This is a genomic window from Ensifer sp. B1-9 (genome assembly GCF_050474445.1).
Taxonomy (GTDB): domain Bacteria; phylum Pseudomonadota; class Alphaproteobacteria; order Rhizobiales; family Rhizobiaceae; genus Ensifer.
The window spans coordinates 30,680-46,044 of record NZ_JBCHVG010000002.1 but is presented as its reverse complement, the minus strand read 5'-3'; the positions used below and the strand labels follow the sequence as shown (position 1 = coordinate 46,044).

At 61.8% G+C, this 15,365-nt stretch carries 18 protein-coding genes; 3 read left to right on the top strand and 15 right to left on the bottom strand.

All coding sequences use genetic code 11. The features are described 5' to 3' along the window. Positions 1-108 precede the first annotated feature (108 nt). The gene (locus tag ACQ5BM_RS03390) at positions 109-714 is read right to left on the bottom strand and encodes a YqgE/AlgH family protein (protein ID WP_429808907.1); all 606 of its coding nucleotides are present in this window, start codon (positions 712-714) and stop codon (positions 109-111) included. 169 nt (positions 715-883) lie between these two features. Between ACQ5BM_RS03390 and ACQ5BM_RS03385 the strand changes: the two genes are divergently transcribed. Together ACQ5BM_RS03385 and ACQ5BM_RS03380 are read left to right on the top strand one after the other, a co-directional pair. Further along, positions 884-1,726, top strand: a complete 843-nt coding sequence (locus tag ACQ5BM_RS03385; RefSeq protein WP_429807796.1) for a protein-disulfide reductase DsbD domain-containing protein — start codon at positions 884-886, stop codon at positions 1,724-1,726. Between the two features lie 74 nt (positions 1,727-1,800). Continuing rightward, the gene (locus ACQ5BM_RS03380) at positions 1,801-2,286 is read left to right on the top strand and encodes a peroxiredoxin (RefSeq protein ID WP_057250664.1); all 486 of its coding nucleotides are present in this window, start codon (positions 1,801-1,803) and stop codon (positions 2,284-2,286) included. 46 nt (positions 2,287-2,332) lie between these two features. Here the strand turns inward: ACQ5BM_RS03380 and rnhA are convergent, their stop codons facing one another. From rnhA to coxB, 12 genes are all read right to left on the bottom strand, one after another. Continuing rightward, positions 2,333-2,800 carry a ribonuclease HI gene (rnhA, locus tag ACQ5BM_RS03375; protein ID WP_429807793.1) on the bottom strand — a complete coding sequence of 156 codons (468 nt, stop codon included), beginning with the start codon at positions 2,798-2,800 and terminating at the stop codon, positions 2,333-2,335. Next, a complete protein-coding gene (locus tag ACQ5BM_RS03370; RefSeq protein ID WP_429807790.1) occupies positions 2,797-3,777 on the bottom strand; it encodes a homoserine kinase in 981 nt (326 codons plus the stop codon). The genes rnhA and ACQ5BM_RS03370 overlap by 4 nt, the downstream gene beginning before the upstream one ends. Before the next feature lie 39 nt (positions 3,778-3,816). After that, a complete protein-coding gene (gene ispH, locus ACQ5BM_RS03365; protein WP_429807787.1) occupies positions 3,817-4,827 on the bottom strand; it encodes a 4-hydroxy-3-methylbut-2-enyl diphosphate reductase in 1,011 nt (336 codons plus the stop codon). A 3-nt stretch (positions 4,828-4,830) separates the two neighbouring features. Further along, positions 4,831-5,142 carry a DUF1304 domain-containing protein gene (locus tag ACQ5BM_RS03360; RefSeq protein ID WP_429807784.1) on the bottom strand — a complete coding sequence of 104 codons (312 nt, stop codon included), beginning with the start codon at positions 5,140-5,142 and terminating at the stop codon, positions 4,831-4,833. A gap of 57 nt (positions 5,143-5,199) precedes the next feature. After that, complete coding sequence (locus ACQ5BM_RS03355; RefSeq protein ID WP_429807781.1) at positions 5,200-5,967, bottom strand: SURF1 family protein; 768 nt, start codon at positions 5,965-5,967, stop codon at positions 5,200-5,202. Continuing rightward, the gene (locus tag ACQ5BM_RS03350) at positions 5,936-6,319 is read right to left on the bottom strand and encodes a DUF983 domain-containing protein (protein WP_429807779.1); all 384 of its coding nucleotides are present in this window, start codon (positions 6,317-6,319) and stop codon (positions 5,936-5,938) included. The genes ACQ5BM_RS03355 and ACQ5BM_RS03350 overlap by 32 nt, the downstream gene beginning before the upstream one ends. Before the next feature lie 315 nt (positions 6,320-6,634). Continuing rightward, entirely contained in the window at positions 6,635-7,513 is an 879-nt protein-coding gene (locus ACQ5BM_RS03345; RefSeq protein ID WP_429807776.1) for a cytochrome c oxidase subunit 3, read from the bottom strand. A 64-nt stretch (positions 7,514-7,577) separates the two neighbouring features. Continuing rightward, the gene (locus ACQ5BM_RS03340; protein ID WP_429807773.1) at positions 7,578-8,171 is read right to left on the bottom strand and encodes a cytochrome c oxidase assembly protein; all 594 of its coding nucleotides are present in this window, start codon (positions 8,169-8,171) and stop codon (positions 7,578-7,580) included. Between the two features lie 11 nt (positions 8,172-8,182). Next, on the bottom strand, positions 8,183-8,323 hold the full coding sequence (locus tag ACQ5BM_RS03335) for a hypothetical protein (RefSeq protein ID WP_113537983.1): 141 nt from the start codon (positions 8,321-8,323) through the stop codon (positions 8,183-8,185). Next, positions 8,323-9,279: a heme o synthase gene (locus ACQ5BM_RS03330; protein ID WP_429807770.1), complete on the bottom strand. Its 957-nt coding sequence runs from the start codon at positions 9,277-9,279 to the stop codon at positions 8,323-8,325. Before ACQ5BM_RS03330 ends, ACQ5BM_RS03335 begins: the two co-directional genes overlap by 1 nt. Positions 9,280-9,377: 98 nt before the next feature. Beyond that, positions 9,378-11,066, bottom strand: a complete 1,689-nt coding sequence (gene ctaD, locus ACQ5BM_RS03325; RefSeq protein ID WP_429807768.1) for a cytochrome c oxidase subunit I — start codon at positions 11,064-11,066, stop codon at positions 9,378-9,380. A 20-nt stretch (positions 11,067-11,086) separates the two neighbouring features. Then, positions 11,087-11,968 (bottom strand): cytochrome c oxidase subunit II, encoded by an 882-nt coding sequence (gene coxB / locus ACQ5BM_RS03320; protein WP_429807765.1) that lies wholly within the window; start codon positions 11,966-11,968, stop codon positions 11,087-11,089. Between the two features lie 342 nt (positions 11,969-12,310). Here coxB and ACQ5BM_RS03315 point away from each other — a divergent pair, with 342 nt between their 5' ends. Beyond that, a complete protein-coding gene (locus ACQ5BM_RS03315; protein WP_373419799.1) occupies positions 12,311-12,865 on the top strand; it encodes an invasion associated locus B family protein in 555 nt (184 codons plus the stop codon). Between the two features lie 129 nt (positions 12,866-12,994). Here ACQ5BM_RS03315 and ribB read toward each other — a convergent pair whose 3' ends face one another. Then, on the bottom strand, positions 12,995-14,095 hold the full coding sequence (gene ribB, locus ACQ5BM_RS03310; RefSeq protein WP_429807761.1) for a 3,4-dihydroxy-2-butanone-4-phosphate synthase: 1,101 nt from the start codon (positions 14,093-14,095) through the stop codon (positions 12,995-12,997). Positions 14,096-14,228: 133 nt separating this feature from the next. After that, entirely contained in the window at positions 14,229-15,335 is a 1,107-nt protein-coding gene (gene aroC / locus ACQ5BM_RS03305) for a chorismate synthase (protein WP_429807758.1), read from the bottom strand. Positions 15,336-15,365 lie beyond the last annotated feature (30 nt).

Sequence of the window (15,365 nt, the reverse complement as noted above, 5' to 3'; positions counted from 1 at the left end):
CGCCGCTCAGCGAGAAACACACCATCGTCCAAAGCCCGTCAGGCAATAGTCCGACGGGCTTTGCTTTTCAGCATGAATGTTCTGAAGAAAGCGGGCTCATCCGACAAATCAGGCGTGGCCCGCATCCGCGGAGAGCATCGCGGCCGACACGCCCATCAGGGCCAACGCCCGGTCGTATTTGTCGTCCAGAGCCTTGTCGAAGATCAGTTCCTCACGCGCCGGGCATGTGAGCCAGCCGTTCTGGGTGATTTCCGCTTCGAGTTGCCCCGGTCCCCACCCGGCATAGCCGAGCATCATCGTCGCCTTGACCGGCCCCTCCCCGCGCGAAATAGCGCGGACGATATCGAGTGTCGCGGTCAGGCAGATGTCATCGCTGACGGGGATGCTGGAATCGCTCAGGTAGTCGTCGGAATGCAGCACGAAGCCGCGCCCGGTCTCGACCGGTCCGCCGGCCTGAATCTGGAAATCCCGTGTCATCTGCGGAAGGCGGATCGCCTCTTCCTCGTCGAGAATATCGAGATGGAGCAGCACGTCCGGAAAGGTCAGTTGCTGAGGCCGATTGAGCACGAAGCCCATCGCGCCATCGTCCGAATGGGCGCAGATGAAGATGACCGTCCGGGCGAAATTCGCATCAAACATCCCCGGCATGGCGATCAGGAACTGACCGTCAAGGAAACCTCGCTCCCGTCTCTTCTGCGCCATCGGAGTCGACATCATGGGAACAGCCTACCAATTCGCCGCGAAATGAAAAGCGCCTCAGCGTCGCGGTCCGGAAATATTGCACGCACGACGTTCACTTCGCCGTGTCCGATCAAGCGATTATGATCGTCGCTCTGTTTCGAGCGTCTGGAGCCCCGCCGGCAAAAGCGATATTGCTTCCGGCATGATCCAGCGCTCCACATACCAGAACATGGCCCAGTTCATTGGCGCGGCAAGCCTCATCGCCGCTTTTTTTCTTCCGCTGGCGACACAGGCGGCCACCAGCGAGTGGGTCACCTCCCCGGGCGGCATGGTCCGCCTGGTCGCGGCCCAGCCCAAGCAGGACGGCACGATCCCGGCAACGCTTGAGGTCAAGCTCAATGCGGGCTGGAAGACCTATTGGCGGGAACCTGGCGCAAGCGGCATCCCTCCGCAGGTGACGATCGACCCGACGAGCGGCGTCGTGCTCGAGAAGATCGGCTTCCCGGTGCCGAAGACCTTCGACGACGGCGTGGTGCGCTATGTCGGTTACGACAAGCCGGTCGCATTCCCGCTGACGCTGAGGCGCGTCCAAGGCACGGGCGATGTCAACATTCGCGCCTCGGTGTTTCTCGGCATCTGCGAGGATATCTGTATCCCGGTCCAGGGCGAGTTGACGCTGGCGCTGAATGAGGGCGATCTGGACAATCCGCTCGACGGCGCGCGCATCGATGACGCGATCGCCGCATTGCCGGAAGCACCTTCCAGGGACTTTGCCGTCACGGCGAGCCATTACGACGCGGACAAGGCCGTGCTGCACCTTTCCCTTCACTTGCCCGACGGCAAGGACCATCCTGAAGTGTTCCTGGCCGGCCCATCCGGTGTTTCCTTCGGCAAGCCCGAGATCACGACAGAGGGCGAGACCGGCCTCGGCGCGACCGTGCCGGTCCGGCTCCCCGGCAAGGACAAGGAACTCAAGGGCAAGCCGATCGTTGTCACCATACGCGCGAAGGGCCGCAGCATGGAGACGACCCTTGCCTTTGATTAGGCCGCATCTATAGTCCCGCAGGTTCTCCGACACGAGCGGAGAAGCGAAGACGCAAGCAACGCAAGGAGAGTGCCGTGACCATTGCCGTCGGAGACAAACTACCAGCCGCAACCTTCAAGGAAAAAACCGCCGATGGTCCGGTGGAGGTCACTACCGATCAGCTCTTCGCGGGCAAGCGCGTCGTGCTCTTCGCCGTTCCGGGTGCCTTCACGCCCACCTGCTCCCTCAACCATCTGCCCGGTTACCTCGAGAACCGCGACGCGATCCTTGCCCGCGGCATCGACGATATCGCCGTGGTCTCCGTCAACGACCTGCATGTGATGGGCGCCTGGGCAACCGCGTCTGGCGGCATGGGCAAGATCCACTTCCTCTCCGACTGGAACGCCGCCTTCACCAAGGCGCTCGGCATGGATATCGATCTCTCGGCCGGCACGCTCGGCGTCCGCTCGAAGCGCTATTCGATGCTGGTGGAAGATGGCGTGGTGAAGTCGCTCAATCTCGAAGAAAGCCCGGGCCAGGCGACCGTTTCCGGCGCTGCCGCGATGCTCGAACAGCTCTGAGCGCAGAAGTAAGTGCAAATGGAAACGGGCCTCTACGGCCCGTTTTTCATTTCACGAGGAGAGAGTCCGAACGCCGCGGCTTCTTGTAGGGTTCCATGCCCTTGCGGGCGAGCTCGTCGGCGCGCTCGTTTTCAGGATGGCCGGCATGGCCCTTGACCCAGTGCCAGGTCACCTTGTGGCGGCGATTGGCTTCATCCAGCCGCTGCCAGAGCTCGCCGTTTTTCACCGGCTTCTTGTCCGCGGTCTTCCAGCCGTTCTTCTTCCAGCCGTGGATCCACTTGGAAATGCCGTCCATCACATATTTGCTGTCGGTATGGAGATCGACCTCGCAGGCGCTCTTCAGCGCATCGAGCGCCGAGATCGCCGCCAACAGTTCCATGCGGTTGTTGGTGGTCTCGGCCTCGCCGCCGGAGAGTTCCTTTTCCACCTCGCCGTAGCGCAGCACCGCGCCCCAACCGCCCGGCCCCGGATTGCCGGAGCAGGCACCGTCCGTGAAGATGTCGACATGCTTCATGCCAGGCCCTCTTCGCGTTTCAGGCCGTATTCCGCGCTCGAAGCGATGGCGCGGTGAAAGCGGATCTTCGTCAGGTATTCGAGCGGGTCTTTCTTGACCACGAGCGCCCCGGCAGGCGTCATCAGCCAATCGTAGAGCCGCGTCAGGAAGAAGCGCAGTGCCGACCCGCGGCAGAGCAGCGGCAGCGCGTCGACCTCGGCGGGCGTCAGCTTGCGCACGCTCTCATATCCCGAAAGCATCGCCATGCCCTTGGTGATGTTGTAGGAGCCGTTCTTTTCGAAGCACCAGGAATTGAGGCACACGGCGACGTCATAGGCGAGGTAGTCGTTGCAGGCGAAATAGAAATCGATCAGGCCGGACAGCCGGTCTCCGAGGAAGAAGACGTTGTCCGGGAAGAGATCGGCGTGGATGACGCCTTCCGGCAGGGATTTCGGCCAGTGGCTCTCGAGGTATTCGAGCTCCGCCGATATCTCGTTCTTGAGACCCGCCTGCACCTCGTCCGCACGCGCCTCGGAATTGACCCAGAGCGGCCGCCAGCCGGTGACGGAAAGCGCATTGGTGCGCTTCAGCGCGAAGCCTTCGCCGGCAAGATGCATGGCGGCAAGAGCCCTGCCGACTTCGTGGCAGTGCTTTGCCTCGGGCTTTCTCAGCCACATGCCCTCGAGGAAGGAGATGACGGCGGCCGGACGACCGGAGAGCTCACCGAGCAGCTTGCCGTCAGCCCGCGGCAGCGGCAGCGGGCAGGACAGGCCGCGCTCTGCCAGATGATGCATCAACCCGAGGAAGAACGGCAGGTCGTCGGCGTTCACGCGCTTTTCATAAAGCGTGAGAATGTAGGAGCCCTTGGTCGTGTGCAGCAGGAAATTGGAATTCTCGACGCCTTCGGCAATCCCCTTATAGGAGGTTAGCTGGCCGACGTCATAGGCGGTGAGAAAGCGGGAGAGATCGTCTTCCGTGATATCGGTGTAAACTGCCAAGGTCTTCCACTCTCAAGAAAATGTGGCAAGAAGTGCGGGTTATTCGCCGTTGACGAAGGCCATGTCGGCGGCGGTCAGCGGCACGTGGCGGATCTCGCGGTTGACGAGGAAATTCTCGTTCTCCTCGACCGTGTCGGCAAGTTCCACCCTCGCATCGTAGCGCTCGCGGAATGCCTCGATGATCTCGTTGACGATCACTTCGGGCGCCGAGGCGCCAGCCGAGAGGCCCACCGTCGAGATATCGCCCATCTCGGCCCAGTCGATTTCCGACGCGCGCTGGACCAGCACGGATTTCTTCGCGCCCGCCCTCAGCGCCACTTCGACAAGCCGCTTGGAATTGGAAGAGTTGGGCGCGCCGACGATGAGGAACAGATCGCAGCCGGGGGCTGCCTGTTTCACCGCCTCCTGGCGGTTGGTGGTGGCGTAGCAGATCGAATCGGCTGCTGGCGCCGTCAGGTTCGGGAAGCGCTCGTGCAGCCGCTTGATGACGCCGGCCGTGTCGTCGACCGACAGCGTGGTCTGGGTGACGAAGCCGAGATTGTCCGGATCCGGCGGCTGGTAGACGTCGGCATCCTCGACCGTCTCGACCAGCGACACTGCGCCTTCAGGCAATTGCCCCATGGTGCCGATCACCTCCGGGTGGCCGGCATGGCCAATCAGTACGACGTGGCGGCCGAGACGGTGATGGCGCATCGCCTGCTTGTGGACCTTGGAGACCAGCGGGCAGGTGGCGTCGAGATAGAAGAGATTGCGAGCATCCGCATCCGCGGGCACTGATTTCGGCACGCCATGCGCAGAAAAGACGACCGGCTGCTTGCGGTGCTCCGGCGGGATCTCGTCGAGTTCTTCGACGAAGATCGCGCCCTTGGCCTCGAGGCCTTCGACGACATAGCGGTTGTGCACGATCTCGTGGCGGACATAGACGGGCGCGCCGAACTCCTTCAGCGCCAGGACGACGATCTGGATCGCCCGGTCGACGCCGGCGCAGAAGCCGCGCGGCCCGCAAAGGCGAATGGTGATCGGGGATTTTACTGCCGCTGATGATGCCATGGATCAGGATGCCATTAGAACGAAAAGGAGCGCTGTGATCGCCGGGCCGCCCTGGATCAGGAGGATGCGCGGCTTGACCGACCACGCGCCATATATAGCGGCAACGATCACGCACACAAGGAAGAACACCTTCAGCTCGAAGGCAAAGGCCGGCCCCTGGTTCGCGGCCAGGACCCGCGTTGTCTCGGCCTGCTGGGGTGTCATGCGGAAGACGGCCCTTCCCCGAGGCCCGGTCCACAGAAACATCTCGAACACGAGAAAGCCGACATGCAGCAATCCCGTCAAGGCAATCAGAGAGTTTGCGATGATCGCCATCAATTGTTCCCCGCCGTCGATCCGGTCAACAGGGTTAGCACGGCGACGGTTACGGGGCTATCGCCCGCGGCGTACCAGGTAGAAACCGCTGACGAGCACCAGCGCTGCCGCCAATCCATACCAGGTCAGCGCGTATTGGAGATGGTTGTTGGGCAGATCGAACTGGGTAACGCCGCCGATCGGCAGGCCACCGGGATTGGGTGTCGCATCGGCATCGACGAATAGCGGCAGCACCTTGTCCGCGGGAAGCCCGACGGACGACGCCATCGTGTCGAGATCCTTCCAGTAGAAGATGTTCTTGGCGAGGTCGTTTTCCGGAACGAGCGACGACGGCTTCTGGTCAAGCTTCGGTCGTGCGAGGCCATGAATGCCGACGAAGGCCGGAAGCTCGCCGGCAAGGCGGGTCGACGAATCCTTCTGTTCGAAGGGAACGAAACCACGATTGACGAAGAGGAAGCGGCCATCGTCCAATGTCAGCGGCGTGAAGACATAATAGCCGGTGCGGCCATTGTAGGTCGCGAAGAAGTGCCGCTCCTTGGTGTGATCGAAGGTGCCCGTAACCGTGACGGTGCGGTAGTCGATGTCGCCCCCCTCTGCGAGCATCTTCTCGATTTCGCCGAGCGATACCGGAGGTGCCGACCGGCGCTCCTGGATCGCCGTCAGCAGGCCTTCCTTCCAGTGCAGCCGCTGCATCTGCCAGGTGCCGAGCGAGATAAGACTGGCGAAGGCGGCGGCGAGCAAAACGAATGCGCCGAGGCGTCCGAAAAGGCCCCGCTTCCTTCTGCTCTCGAGCTCAACCACGGTCGATCTCGCCCGAGCGCGCATTGTTGCGGTACTGCAGATTGATCAAGACACCCTTCAGCATGCGCGTCAGCCCAAGGCTGAGGATGGTCGCAAGCGGGATCCACAACAGAAAATGCAGCCAGAGCGGCGGGCTGAAGTTGACCTCCGCCCAAAGCGCCGCGCCGACGACGACGAAGCCGACGATCAGGATGACGAAGACCACAGGGCCATCGCCGGAATCGGCGAAGCGATAGTCGAGGTCACAGCTCGTGCAGGCCGGCTTGACCTTGAGGAAACCGTCGAGGAGCTTGCCCTGGCCGCAACGCGGGCAAAGCCCCTTGATGCCGGTCATTACCGGATCCACCGGCGGGAAATGTGCTTTGTCTTCGCTCACGGCTTGATCTCGATCGGTGTGTTGTTGGGCGCATCGCCCAGATATCATTCATTTCGGCATTGGTAACGGCAATGCAGCCGTCCGTCCAATCGAACTGCTGCGTCAAAACGCCAACCAGTCGAAATAATTGGACTGGCGGTGGATCATGATCACGCCGCCCGGATCGGCTCCGCTTGCGGCAGCGGCACTGACACCGGCCGGAGCAATCCGCATTTCGCATCCCCCATCGCGTTTCAATCGCCACGAACCAACAAAAGAACAAGGCGGCTGCATGGCTGCAACCGCCTTGTTCGAAACAGTCAGATGCTCGCGGAATTAGCCGTTAGCGATCGGTGCGCCCCAGCTACCCCAGATGTAGATGGAGAAGAAGAGGAAGAGCCAGACGACGTCAACGAAATGCCAGTACCAGGCCGCCGCTTCGAAGCCGAAGTGCTGCTTCGGGGTGAAGTCGCCGCGGAGCGCACGGAACAGGCAGACGAGCAGGAAGATCGTGCCGACCAGAACGTGGAAGCCGTGGAAGCCGGTCGCCATGAAGAAGGTCGCGCCGTAGATCGAGTCCTTGAAGGCAAACGGAGCGTGGGCATATTCGTAGCCCTGGACGAAGGAGAACAGCACGCCGAGCATGACCGTCAGCGTCAGGCCGGAGACCAGGCCCTTGCGGTCGTTGTGCAGCAGAGCATGATGCGCCCAGGTGACCGTCGTGCCCGAAAGCAGCAGGATGACGGTGTTGTAAAGCGGCAGGTGCCAAGGGTCGAGCACTTCGATGCCCTTCGGCGGCCAGACGCCGCCGGTGAACGTGGCGCGGGTTGCCTGGATGGCTTCGCCCGGGAACAGGCTGGCATCAAAGAAGGCCCAGAACCAGGCCACGAAGAACATCACTTCCGAAGCGATGAACATGAGCATGCCGTAGCGCAGGTGCAGCGACACGACACGGGTGTGGTGGCCCTCATGCGCTTCCTTTACCGTGTCCGACCACCAGCCGAACATGGTGTAAAGAACGATGATCAGACCGGCGAGCAGGATCCAGACGTTGGCGAGCTCGAAACCGAAAATCTTCAGCGAGCTGCCCGCGAGGTAGCGCATGTAGCAAATGCCGCCGAACGCCATGACGAAGGCGCCGATCGAGGCAAGCAACGGCCAGGGGCTCGGGTCGATGATGTGGTAGTCGTGATTCTTCTGATGCGCACCGGCCATGTCAGTAATCCCCGATAAGTCTCTCTCTTGTCGCCTTTCCGGCATAGCCGAAAAGGACCTCCAGTCAAAGTTTGTTCTCTTTCGTCTTCACCTGCGCCACCGGTTTCGACGGTTCGCGCGGGTAGAAGGTGTAGGAAAGCGTCAACGTCTTGATGTCCTTGGTCTCCACCGCCTTGACGATGTCCGGATCGACGAAGAATACCACCGGCATCTCCATCTCCTCTCCCGGCTGCAGCGTCGTCTCGGTGAAGCAGAAGCACTGTACCTTGTTGAAATAGGCACCGGCCTGCATCGGCGTGACGTTGAATGTCGCCTGGCCTGTCGTCGGCTTCGACGACAGGTTCTTCGCCCGGTACATCACCTGCACCGTTTCACCGATTCGGATATCGATGTCGCGCTGGACCGGCTTGAACTCCCAGGGCAGACCGCCCGAAGTGTTCGCGTCGAAAGTGACCTTCACCTTCTCGTCCAGGATCACATCGGAAGCCTGCTCGACACGCTGCGTCGTACCGTTATAGCCGGTGACGCGGCAGAACATGTCGTAGAGCGGCACGGCCGCATAGGCCATGCCGACCATGCCGGCGACGAAGGCGAGGCAGGTGCCGACGACGACGCGGTTCGAGCGCTGCCTGGGCGTGGATTCCGGTGAATTGGTCATACCCGCCTGCCTCAGTTGACCATGCCGTTGCCGAACTTGATCAGCGTGACGATGTAGAAGAGGACGACGAGTCCGGCGAGAACGAAGCCGAGCGCAATATTGCGGCCGCGGCGCGACTTCTTCTGGGCTTCAGTGAGCTTGACGGTTTCCATCAGGCAATACTCCCGGCATTCAGCCAGATATTGACGATCAGATGATCCGCCATGAGGGCGGAAAAGATCACGAACAGATACATGATCGAGAAGGCGAACAGCTTCTTGGCCGGCAGCATGCGCTCATCCGCTTCCGGCATGCGCAGCACGCCGATCGAATACCAGATGAAGCCGAGGCCGAGTGCCGTTGCCACGAGGCCGTAACCGATGCTCGCGAAGCCGAGCAAGGTGGGACAGATCCCGATGAGCGCGGTCAGCACGGCATAGATGACGATCTGCTTCTTGGTCGTCGCTTGACCGCAGACATTCGGCATCATCGGCACGCCGACGGCGCCGTAGTCGCCCATCTTGAAGAGGGCAAGCGCCCAGAAATGCGCCGGCGTCCACAGGAAGGTGATCAGGAAGAGAACGATGCTCTCGATTGACACGGCGCCGGTGACGCAAGCCCAGCCGATCATCGGCGGGAAAGCACCGGCGGCACCGCCGATGACGATGTTCTGGGGCGTCGAGCGCTTCAGCCACATCGTGTAGATGACCACGTAGAAGAAGATCGTGAAGGCGAGCAACCCGGCTGCGAGCCAATTGACGGCGAGCCCAAGGATGATCACGGAAAAGGCGGAGAGCGTCAGACCGAAAGCCAGCGCTTCCCGCGGCAGGATCTTGCCTGCCGGGATCGGGCGCTTGGCGGTACGGCTCATGACCGCATCGATATCGGCGTCATACCACATGTTCAGCGCACCGGACGCACCTGCGCCGACGGCGATGCAGAGAATGGCGATGAAACCGATGAAGGGATTGATATGGCCCGGCGCGAGTACCAAGCCGGCGAGCGCCGTGAAGACGACGAGGGACATGACACGCGGCTTCAGAAGCTCGAAATAATCGCGCGCAGAGGCTTCGGACAGGCGCGGTGCGCCTTCCATGCCGACTGCTTCGTGATTGTCGATGACCGTCATGTCCTGTCCCTGCATTGGTCCCGGCCGCAAGGGCCGTGTATCGCCGGTTTCCCGGCGGGGTGAAGCCGCCGGAACCGGCGGCTTCTGTTCGTTGCCCGTCACTTGATGCGCGGGAGCTGCTCCCACTGGTGGAACGGCGGCGGCGAAGACAGCTGCCATTCCAGAGTGTTCGCACCCTCGCCCCACGGGTTGTCGCCAGCGACGCGCTTCTTGGCGAAGGCTTCCAGGACGCCGAAGAGGAAGATCAGCACGCCGACGGCTGCGACATAGGAGCCGTAGGACGAAACCATGTTCCATCCGGCAAAGGCATCCGGGTAGTCGATGTAGCGGCGCGGCATGCCGGCGAGGCCCAGGAAGTGCTGCGGGAAGAAGATCAGGTTCACGCCGATGAACATGACCCAGAAGTGCAGCTTGCCGATGAACTCGGAGTACATGTAGCCCGACATCTTCGGGAACCAGTAGTACCAGGCAGCGAAGATCGCGAAGACGGCGCCGAGCGACAGAACGTAGTGGAAGTGAGCAACCACGTAGTAGGTGTCGTGCAGCGAGCGGTCGAGGCCGGCATTGGCGAGCTGAACGCCCGTGACGCCACCGACGGTGAACAGGAAGATGAAGCCGATCGCCCAGACCATCGGGGTCGTGAAGCGGATCGAACCGCCCCACATCGTCGCGATCCACGAGAAGATCTTAACGCCGGTCGGAACAGCGATCACCATCGTCGCGAAGACGAAGTAGCGCTGCGTGTCGAGCGACATGCCGACGGTGTACATGTGGTGCGCCCACACGATGAAGCCGACGGCGCCGATCGCGACCATGGCGTAGGCCATGCCGAGGTAGCCGAAGATCGGCTTGCGCGAGAAGGTGGAGACGATGTGGCTGATGATGCCGAAGCCCGGCAGGATCAGGATGTACACTTCCGGGTGACCGAAGAACCAGAACAGGTGCTGGAACAGGATCGGGTCGCCGCCGCCCTCAGGCGCGAAGAAGGCCGTGCCGAAGTTGCGGTCGGTGAGCAGCATGGTGATGCCGCCTGCCAGAACCGGCAGCGAGAGCAGCAGCAGGAAGGCGGTGATCAGGACCGACCAGGCAAACAGCGGCATCTTGTGCAGCGTCATGCCCGGAGCGCGCATGTTCAGGATCGTGGTGATGAAGTTGATCGCACCGAGGATCGAGGATGCACCGGCGATGTGCAGGCCGAGGATCACGAAATCCATGGCCGGCCCGGGCATGCCCGCTGTCGAGAATGGCGGATAGATCGTCCACCCGCCGCCGGCGCCGTAGGCACCGGCTGGCCCCTCGACGAACATCGACAGGAGCACGAGCAGGAAGGCCGGAACGATCAGCCAGAAGGAGATGTTGTTCATGCGCGGGAACGCCATGTCCGGCGCACCGATCATGATCGGCACCATCCAGTTGGCGAAACCGCCGATCAGCGCCGGCATGACCATGAAGAAGATCATGATGAGCGCGTGCGCGGTCGTGAACACGTTGAACATGTGCTTGCCGCCGTCGATGGCAGCATCGCCCTCGAAGCCGTAGACCATCTGCGCCAGACCGTGGAAGATCTGGATGCCGGGCTCCTGCAGTTCGGCGCGCATGAACACCGAAAGCGTGCCACCGATGATGCCCGCGATGATCGCGAAGATCAGGTACAGCGTGCCGATGTCCTTGTGGTTGGTCGACAGGAACCAGCGCTGGAAGAAGCTCAGCGGCTTGTGCGCATGGTCTGCGTGGCCATGATCGGAGTGATCATGGCGTTGATCGTGATGAACGGCTGTTCCAGCCATGGGTCGGGCTCCCCTTCCGATTACTGTGCGGCGTTAGCGGCGACGTCGACGGTCTTGGCCGAGTCGATGGACGCCATGAGCGCCTTGTTCGCATCGCCGATATTCGTGGCGGCGGCTGCGAGCCAGGTGTCGTATTTTTCCTGCGAAACCACGCGGATGGCGATCGGCATGTAGGCGTGGTCCTTGCCGCAGAGCTCGGAACACTGGCCGTAATAGAGACCTTCACGGTCAGCCTTGAACCAGGTTTCGTTCAGGCGACCGGGAACGGCATCGATCTTCACGCCGAAGGCAGGCATTGCGAAGGCATGGATCACGTCGGCGGCGGTGACGAGGACACGAACCGTCTTGCCGACCGGGATGACAACTTCGTTGTCGACGGCGAGCAGGCGCGGATATTCCTTCTTGTCTTCCTTGCCGAGTGCGGCGCGGTCTTCTTCCTTCATCAGCAGGCTGTCGAAGGAGAGCGGGCTTTCGCCGACCTCATATTCATAGGACCAGTACCACTGGTTGCCGGTCGCCTTGACCGTCAGATCCGGATTGGCCGGCGGCGTGAGCTGCGCGGTCAGGAGCTGGAAGGACGGAATGGCAAGGAAAAGAAGCACGATAACCGGACCGACGGTCCAGACGACTTCGATCGCGGTGTTGTGGCTGGTCTTCGAGGGAACCGGGTTGGCGCCTTCACGGAACTTGACCACGACGATGATCAACAGGAGGAGAACGAAGAGGGTGATCGGAATGATGAACCACAGGGTGTAATGCTCAAACCACGTGATTTCTTCCATGATGCCCGTAGCGGCCGGCTGAAGATTCGTCTGCCATTCGACAGGCTTGTCAGCAAAGGCGCTAGAAGCAAAAAGCAGACAGGCAAGCGCTGCCAGAACTGCATAAGCCTTGTTTTTCACAATGTGTCTCCCCAATGCGCTTGATCAGGATCAAACCGGAACGCAGAATCCCTGCGATACTGCTGCGCTTCAAACCACAGTTTGTCCGATGCCGCAACATCTGACCAATCAACCCCATGCGGCATTTTTGCACAAACGCATCTTTTCACACAGGCACCCCTTAGAAGCCGTCACGAATCGACTTATATGACGTCTTCCGCGCCTAAAGCGGCGCGATTGCACGCGGTTGGCGCGGCAACACACAGGATAGGGGCGTCTACCCGCCCAATTTCCGCCATATGGCGCTGGAATGTGCCCCGCAGGGCTTTTCATTTATTCGCGCGCGCTTCAAGAATAGCCCTGATGATTCGACGTTTTGAGGTTTACATGGGCCTGCCCCTCTTTTCGCGACTGTCGGCCTTCGCCGCCTTCGGCCTTGCCGTTCTCGCACTCCCCGCTCAGAGCCTGGCCCAGCAGCCCGCCGGAACCCCCGGCACAGTCAAGTCCAATCACGGCGCATGGTCGATCGTTTGCGATCAGCCGGCCGGCGCATCGACCGACCAGTGTGCACTGATGCAGAACGTCATTGCCGAAGACCGGCCGGAAGTCGGCCTGTCGGTCGTCGTGCTGAAGACGGCGGACCGCAAGGCGAAGATCCTGCGCGTGCTCGCCCCGCTCGGCGTCCTGCTGCCGAACGGCCTCGGCCTCAATGTTGACGGCAAGGATATCGGCCGCGCCTACTTCGTGCGCTGCTTCTCCGATGGCTGCTATGCCGAAGTCGTGCTCGAAGATGAATTGCTGAAGACCTTCCGTTCCGGCGCCACCGCCACTTTCATCGTCTTCCAGTCGCCAGAGGAAGGCATCGGCATCCCGGTCGATCTCAAGGGCTTCGGCGAAGGCTACGACGCCCTGCCCTGAGCGGGCCCCGGAACTCTCACGAAGAAGACAGAACGCCGCGCGTCGAGCGCGGTTTTTTGTTGGCATCGGCATAAACGACAAAGCCCGGATCGAGGATCCGGGCTTTGTCGTATTCAGAAGCGTCGTGCTTCAGATGATGTCGGTTCCGGCAATCTTGATGCCGAAGCCTTCGAGGCCGACATAGTGGCGCTCGCGCGAGGCAAGAAGGCGGATCGAGCTGATGCCAAGATCCTTGAGGATCTGCGCGCCGAGGCCGATTTCCAGCCATTCGTTCTCGCGCGCCTGCGCCTCGTCATGCGCTTCGCGATCGTGTTTGCCCTTGCGGGCCGTCTTCGACACGCCGACGCCGACCGATCCTTCGCGCAGATAGACGACGACACCCCTGCCCTCTTCGGCGATGCGCTTCATGATGCGGTCGATCTGGCATTCCTTGCCGAAGACGTCGGCGCCGACATTTTCGAGATGCAGCCGGACCGGGATGTCGACGCCGTCGCGGATATCGCCGAAGACGACGGCGAGATGCTGCATCGGATCCCAGGGCAGCGAATAGGAATGCCCCTTGGCCGGACCGTAAGGCGTTTCGATGTCGAAGGAACCGCCCTGCTCGATCAGCGTTTCCTTGCGCTGGCGATAGGCGATGAGGTCTGCGACCGAAACCTGCTTCAGGCCGTTGGTTTCGGCAAAGCTCGCGACCTGCGGCCCGCGCATCACGGTGCCGTCGTCGTTGACGAGTTCGCAGATCACGCCGATCGGCGGCAGGCTTGCGAGCTTGCAGAGATCGACGGCAGCTTCCGTGTGACCGGAACGCATGAGAACGCCGCCTTCGCGCGCGACCAGCGGGAAGATGTGGCCGGGGCGAACGAAGTCCGTCGGCCCGACATTGGGATTGGCGAGATTGCGCACCGTCAGCGTGCGGTCGTCGGCGGAAATGCCGGTCGTCGTGCCGTGTTTGAAATCGACCGAAACGGTGAAGGCCGTCGTGTGGGCGGAATCATTTTCAGCGACCATGGCATTGAGGTTGAGGCGTTTCGCCTCCTCGCGCGGCATCGGGGTGCAGACGATGCCCGAGGTATGGCGCACGATGAAGGCCATCTTCTCCGGCGTGCAATGCACCGCGGCGACGATCAGGTCGCCCTCGTTCTCGCGGCCGTCGTCATCGGTCACGACGACGATTTCGCCGGCCTCGAAGGCGCGGATGGCGTCGACGACACGCTTCTGATCATAGGACATGGTGCTCTTCCCAACTTGCTTGGCCGAATTGTTGAGGCCGAATTCCTCACAGCGCCGCGCGTCTACTAGACGCGCAAAGGTCGCTGTAACACTTTAAGTTGCTGCATAATTTTGTCCTTAAATCGTTTCCGATTTAAGGAATTGTGCAGTGACGGCCGGTCTGGCCGCGGTCACGCAGATAGTGATCGGCGATCGTGCAGGCAAGCATCGCCTCGCCGATCGGCACGGCGCGAATGCCGACGCAAGGGTCGTGACGGCCCTTGGTGCGGACATCGACTTCGTTGCCATCGCTGTCGACCGAACGGCGCTCGGTGAGGATCGACGAGGTCGGCTTGATGGCAAAACGCGCGATCACCGGTTCGCCGGTTGCTATACCGCCGAGAATACCGCCGGCATGGTTGGAGAGGAAGACCGGTTTGCCGTCGGCGCCGATGCGCATCTCGTCGGCGTTCTCCTCGCCGGTGATCTCGGCGGCACCGAAGCCGTTGCCGATCTCGACGCCCTTGACGGCGTTGATCGACATCAGGTTGGAGGCAATGTCCTGATCGAGCTTGGCATAGATCGGCGCGCCGATGCCGGCGGGCACGCCCTCGGCGACCACTTCCACCACGGCGCCGATCGAGGAGCCGGCCTTGCGGATTCCGTCGAGATACTCTTCCCACACCGGCACGATCTCCGGGTCCGGAGCAAAGAAGGGATTGTTGTTGACCTCGGCCCAGTCCCAGTTGGCCCGGTTGATCTTGTGCTTGCCGATCTGCACGAGCGCGCCGCGCACGATCAGACCCGGAACGACCTTGCGGGCGATGCCGCCGGCAGCAACGCGCGCCGCGGTTTCGCGCGCCGACGAACGGCCGCCGCCGCGATAGTCGCGAATGCCGTATTTCAGGTCGTAGGTGTAGTCGGCGTGGCCCGGGCGGTAACGCTTGGCGATCTCGGAATAGTCCTTCGAACGCTGGTCGGTGTTTTCGATCAGCATGGAGATCGGCGTACCGGTCGAGATCATCGTCTCGCCGTCCTCGTCGAACATCACGCCTGACAGTACCTTGACGAGATCGTCCTCGCGGCGCTGCGTCACGAAGCGCGACTGACCGGGCTTGCGTTTGTCGAGCCAGGCCTGGAGTTCGGCAAGCGTGAAGCGGATGCCGGGCGGGCAGCCGTCCACCACGCAGCCAAGCGCCGGCCCGTGGCTTTCGCCCCAGGTGGTAACGCGGAAGAGATGACCGAAAGTATTATGCGACATGAAGACTACCGGACCTTAAGCAAGCAACGG

What these genes read in the sequence shown, in the direction of transcription:
- ACQ5BM_RS03390 (WP_429808907.1), bottom strand. Translation starts at nt 714, where the DNA reads ATGTCGACTCCGATGGCGCAGAAGAGACGGGAGCGAGGTTTCCTTGAC.
- ACQ5BM_RS03385 (WP_429807796.1), top strand. Translation starts at nt 884, where the DNA reads ATGATCCAGCGCTCCACATACCAGAACATGGCCCAGTTCATTGGCGCG.
- rnhA (WP_429807793.1), bottom strand. Translation starts at nt 2,800, where the DNA reads ATGAAGCATGTCGACATCTTCACGGACGGTGCCTGCTCCGGCAATCCG.
- ispH (WP_429807787.1), bottom strand. Translation starts at nt 4,827, where the DNA reads ATGGCATCATCAGCGGCAGTAAAATCCCCGATCACCATTCGCCTTTGC.
- ACQ5BM_RS03360 (WP_429807784.1), bottom strand. Translation starts at nt 5,142, where the DNA reads ATGGCGATCATCGCAAACTCTCTGATTGCCTTGACGGGATTGCTGCAT.
- ACQ5BM_RS03355 (WP_429807781.1), bottom strand. Translation starts at nt 5,967, where the DNA reads ATGCGCGCTCGGGCGAGATCGACCGTGGTTGAGCTCGAGAGCAGAAGG.
- ACQ5BM_RS03345 (WP_429807776.1), bottom strand. Translation starts at nt 7,513, where the DNA reads ATGGCCGGTGCGCATCAGAAGAATCACGACTACCACATCATCGACCCG.
- ACQ5BM_RS03340 (WP_429807773.1), bottom strand. Translation starts at nt 8,171, where the DNA reads ATGACCAATTCACCGGAATCCACGCCCAGGCAGCGCTCGAACCGCGTC.
- ACQ5BM_RS03335 (WP_113537983.1), bottom strand. Translation starts at nt 8,323, where the DNA reads ATGGAAACCGTCAAGCTCACTGAAGCCCAGAAGAAGTCGCGCCGCGGC.
- ACQ5BM_RS03330 (WP_429807770.1), bottom strand. Translation starts at nt 9,279, where the DNA reads ATGACGGTCATCGACAATCACGAAGCAGTCGGCATGGAAGGCGCACCG.
- ctaD (WP_429807768.1), bottom strand. Translation starts at nt 11,066, where the DNA reads ATGGCTGGAACAGCCGTTCATCACGATCAACGCCATGATCACTCCGAT.
- ACQ5BM_RS03315 (WP_373419799.1), top strand. Translation starts at nt 12,311, where the DNA reads ATGATTCGACGTTTTGAGGTTTACATGGGCCTGCCCCTCTTTTCGCGA.
- ribB (WP_429807761.1), bottom strand. Translation starts at nt 14,095, where the DNA reads ATGTCCTATGATCAGAAGCGTGTCGTCGACGCCATCCGCGCCTTCGAG.
- aroC (WP_429807758.1), bottom strand. Translation starts at nt 15,335, where the DNA reads ATGTCGCATAATACTTTCGGTCATCTCTTCCGCGTTACCACCTGGGGC.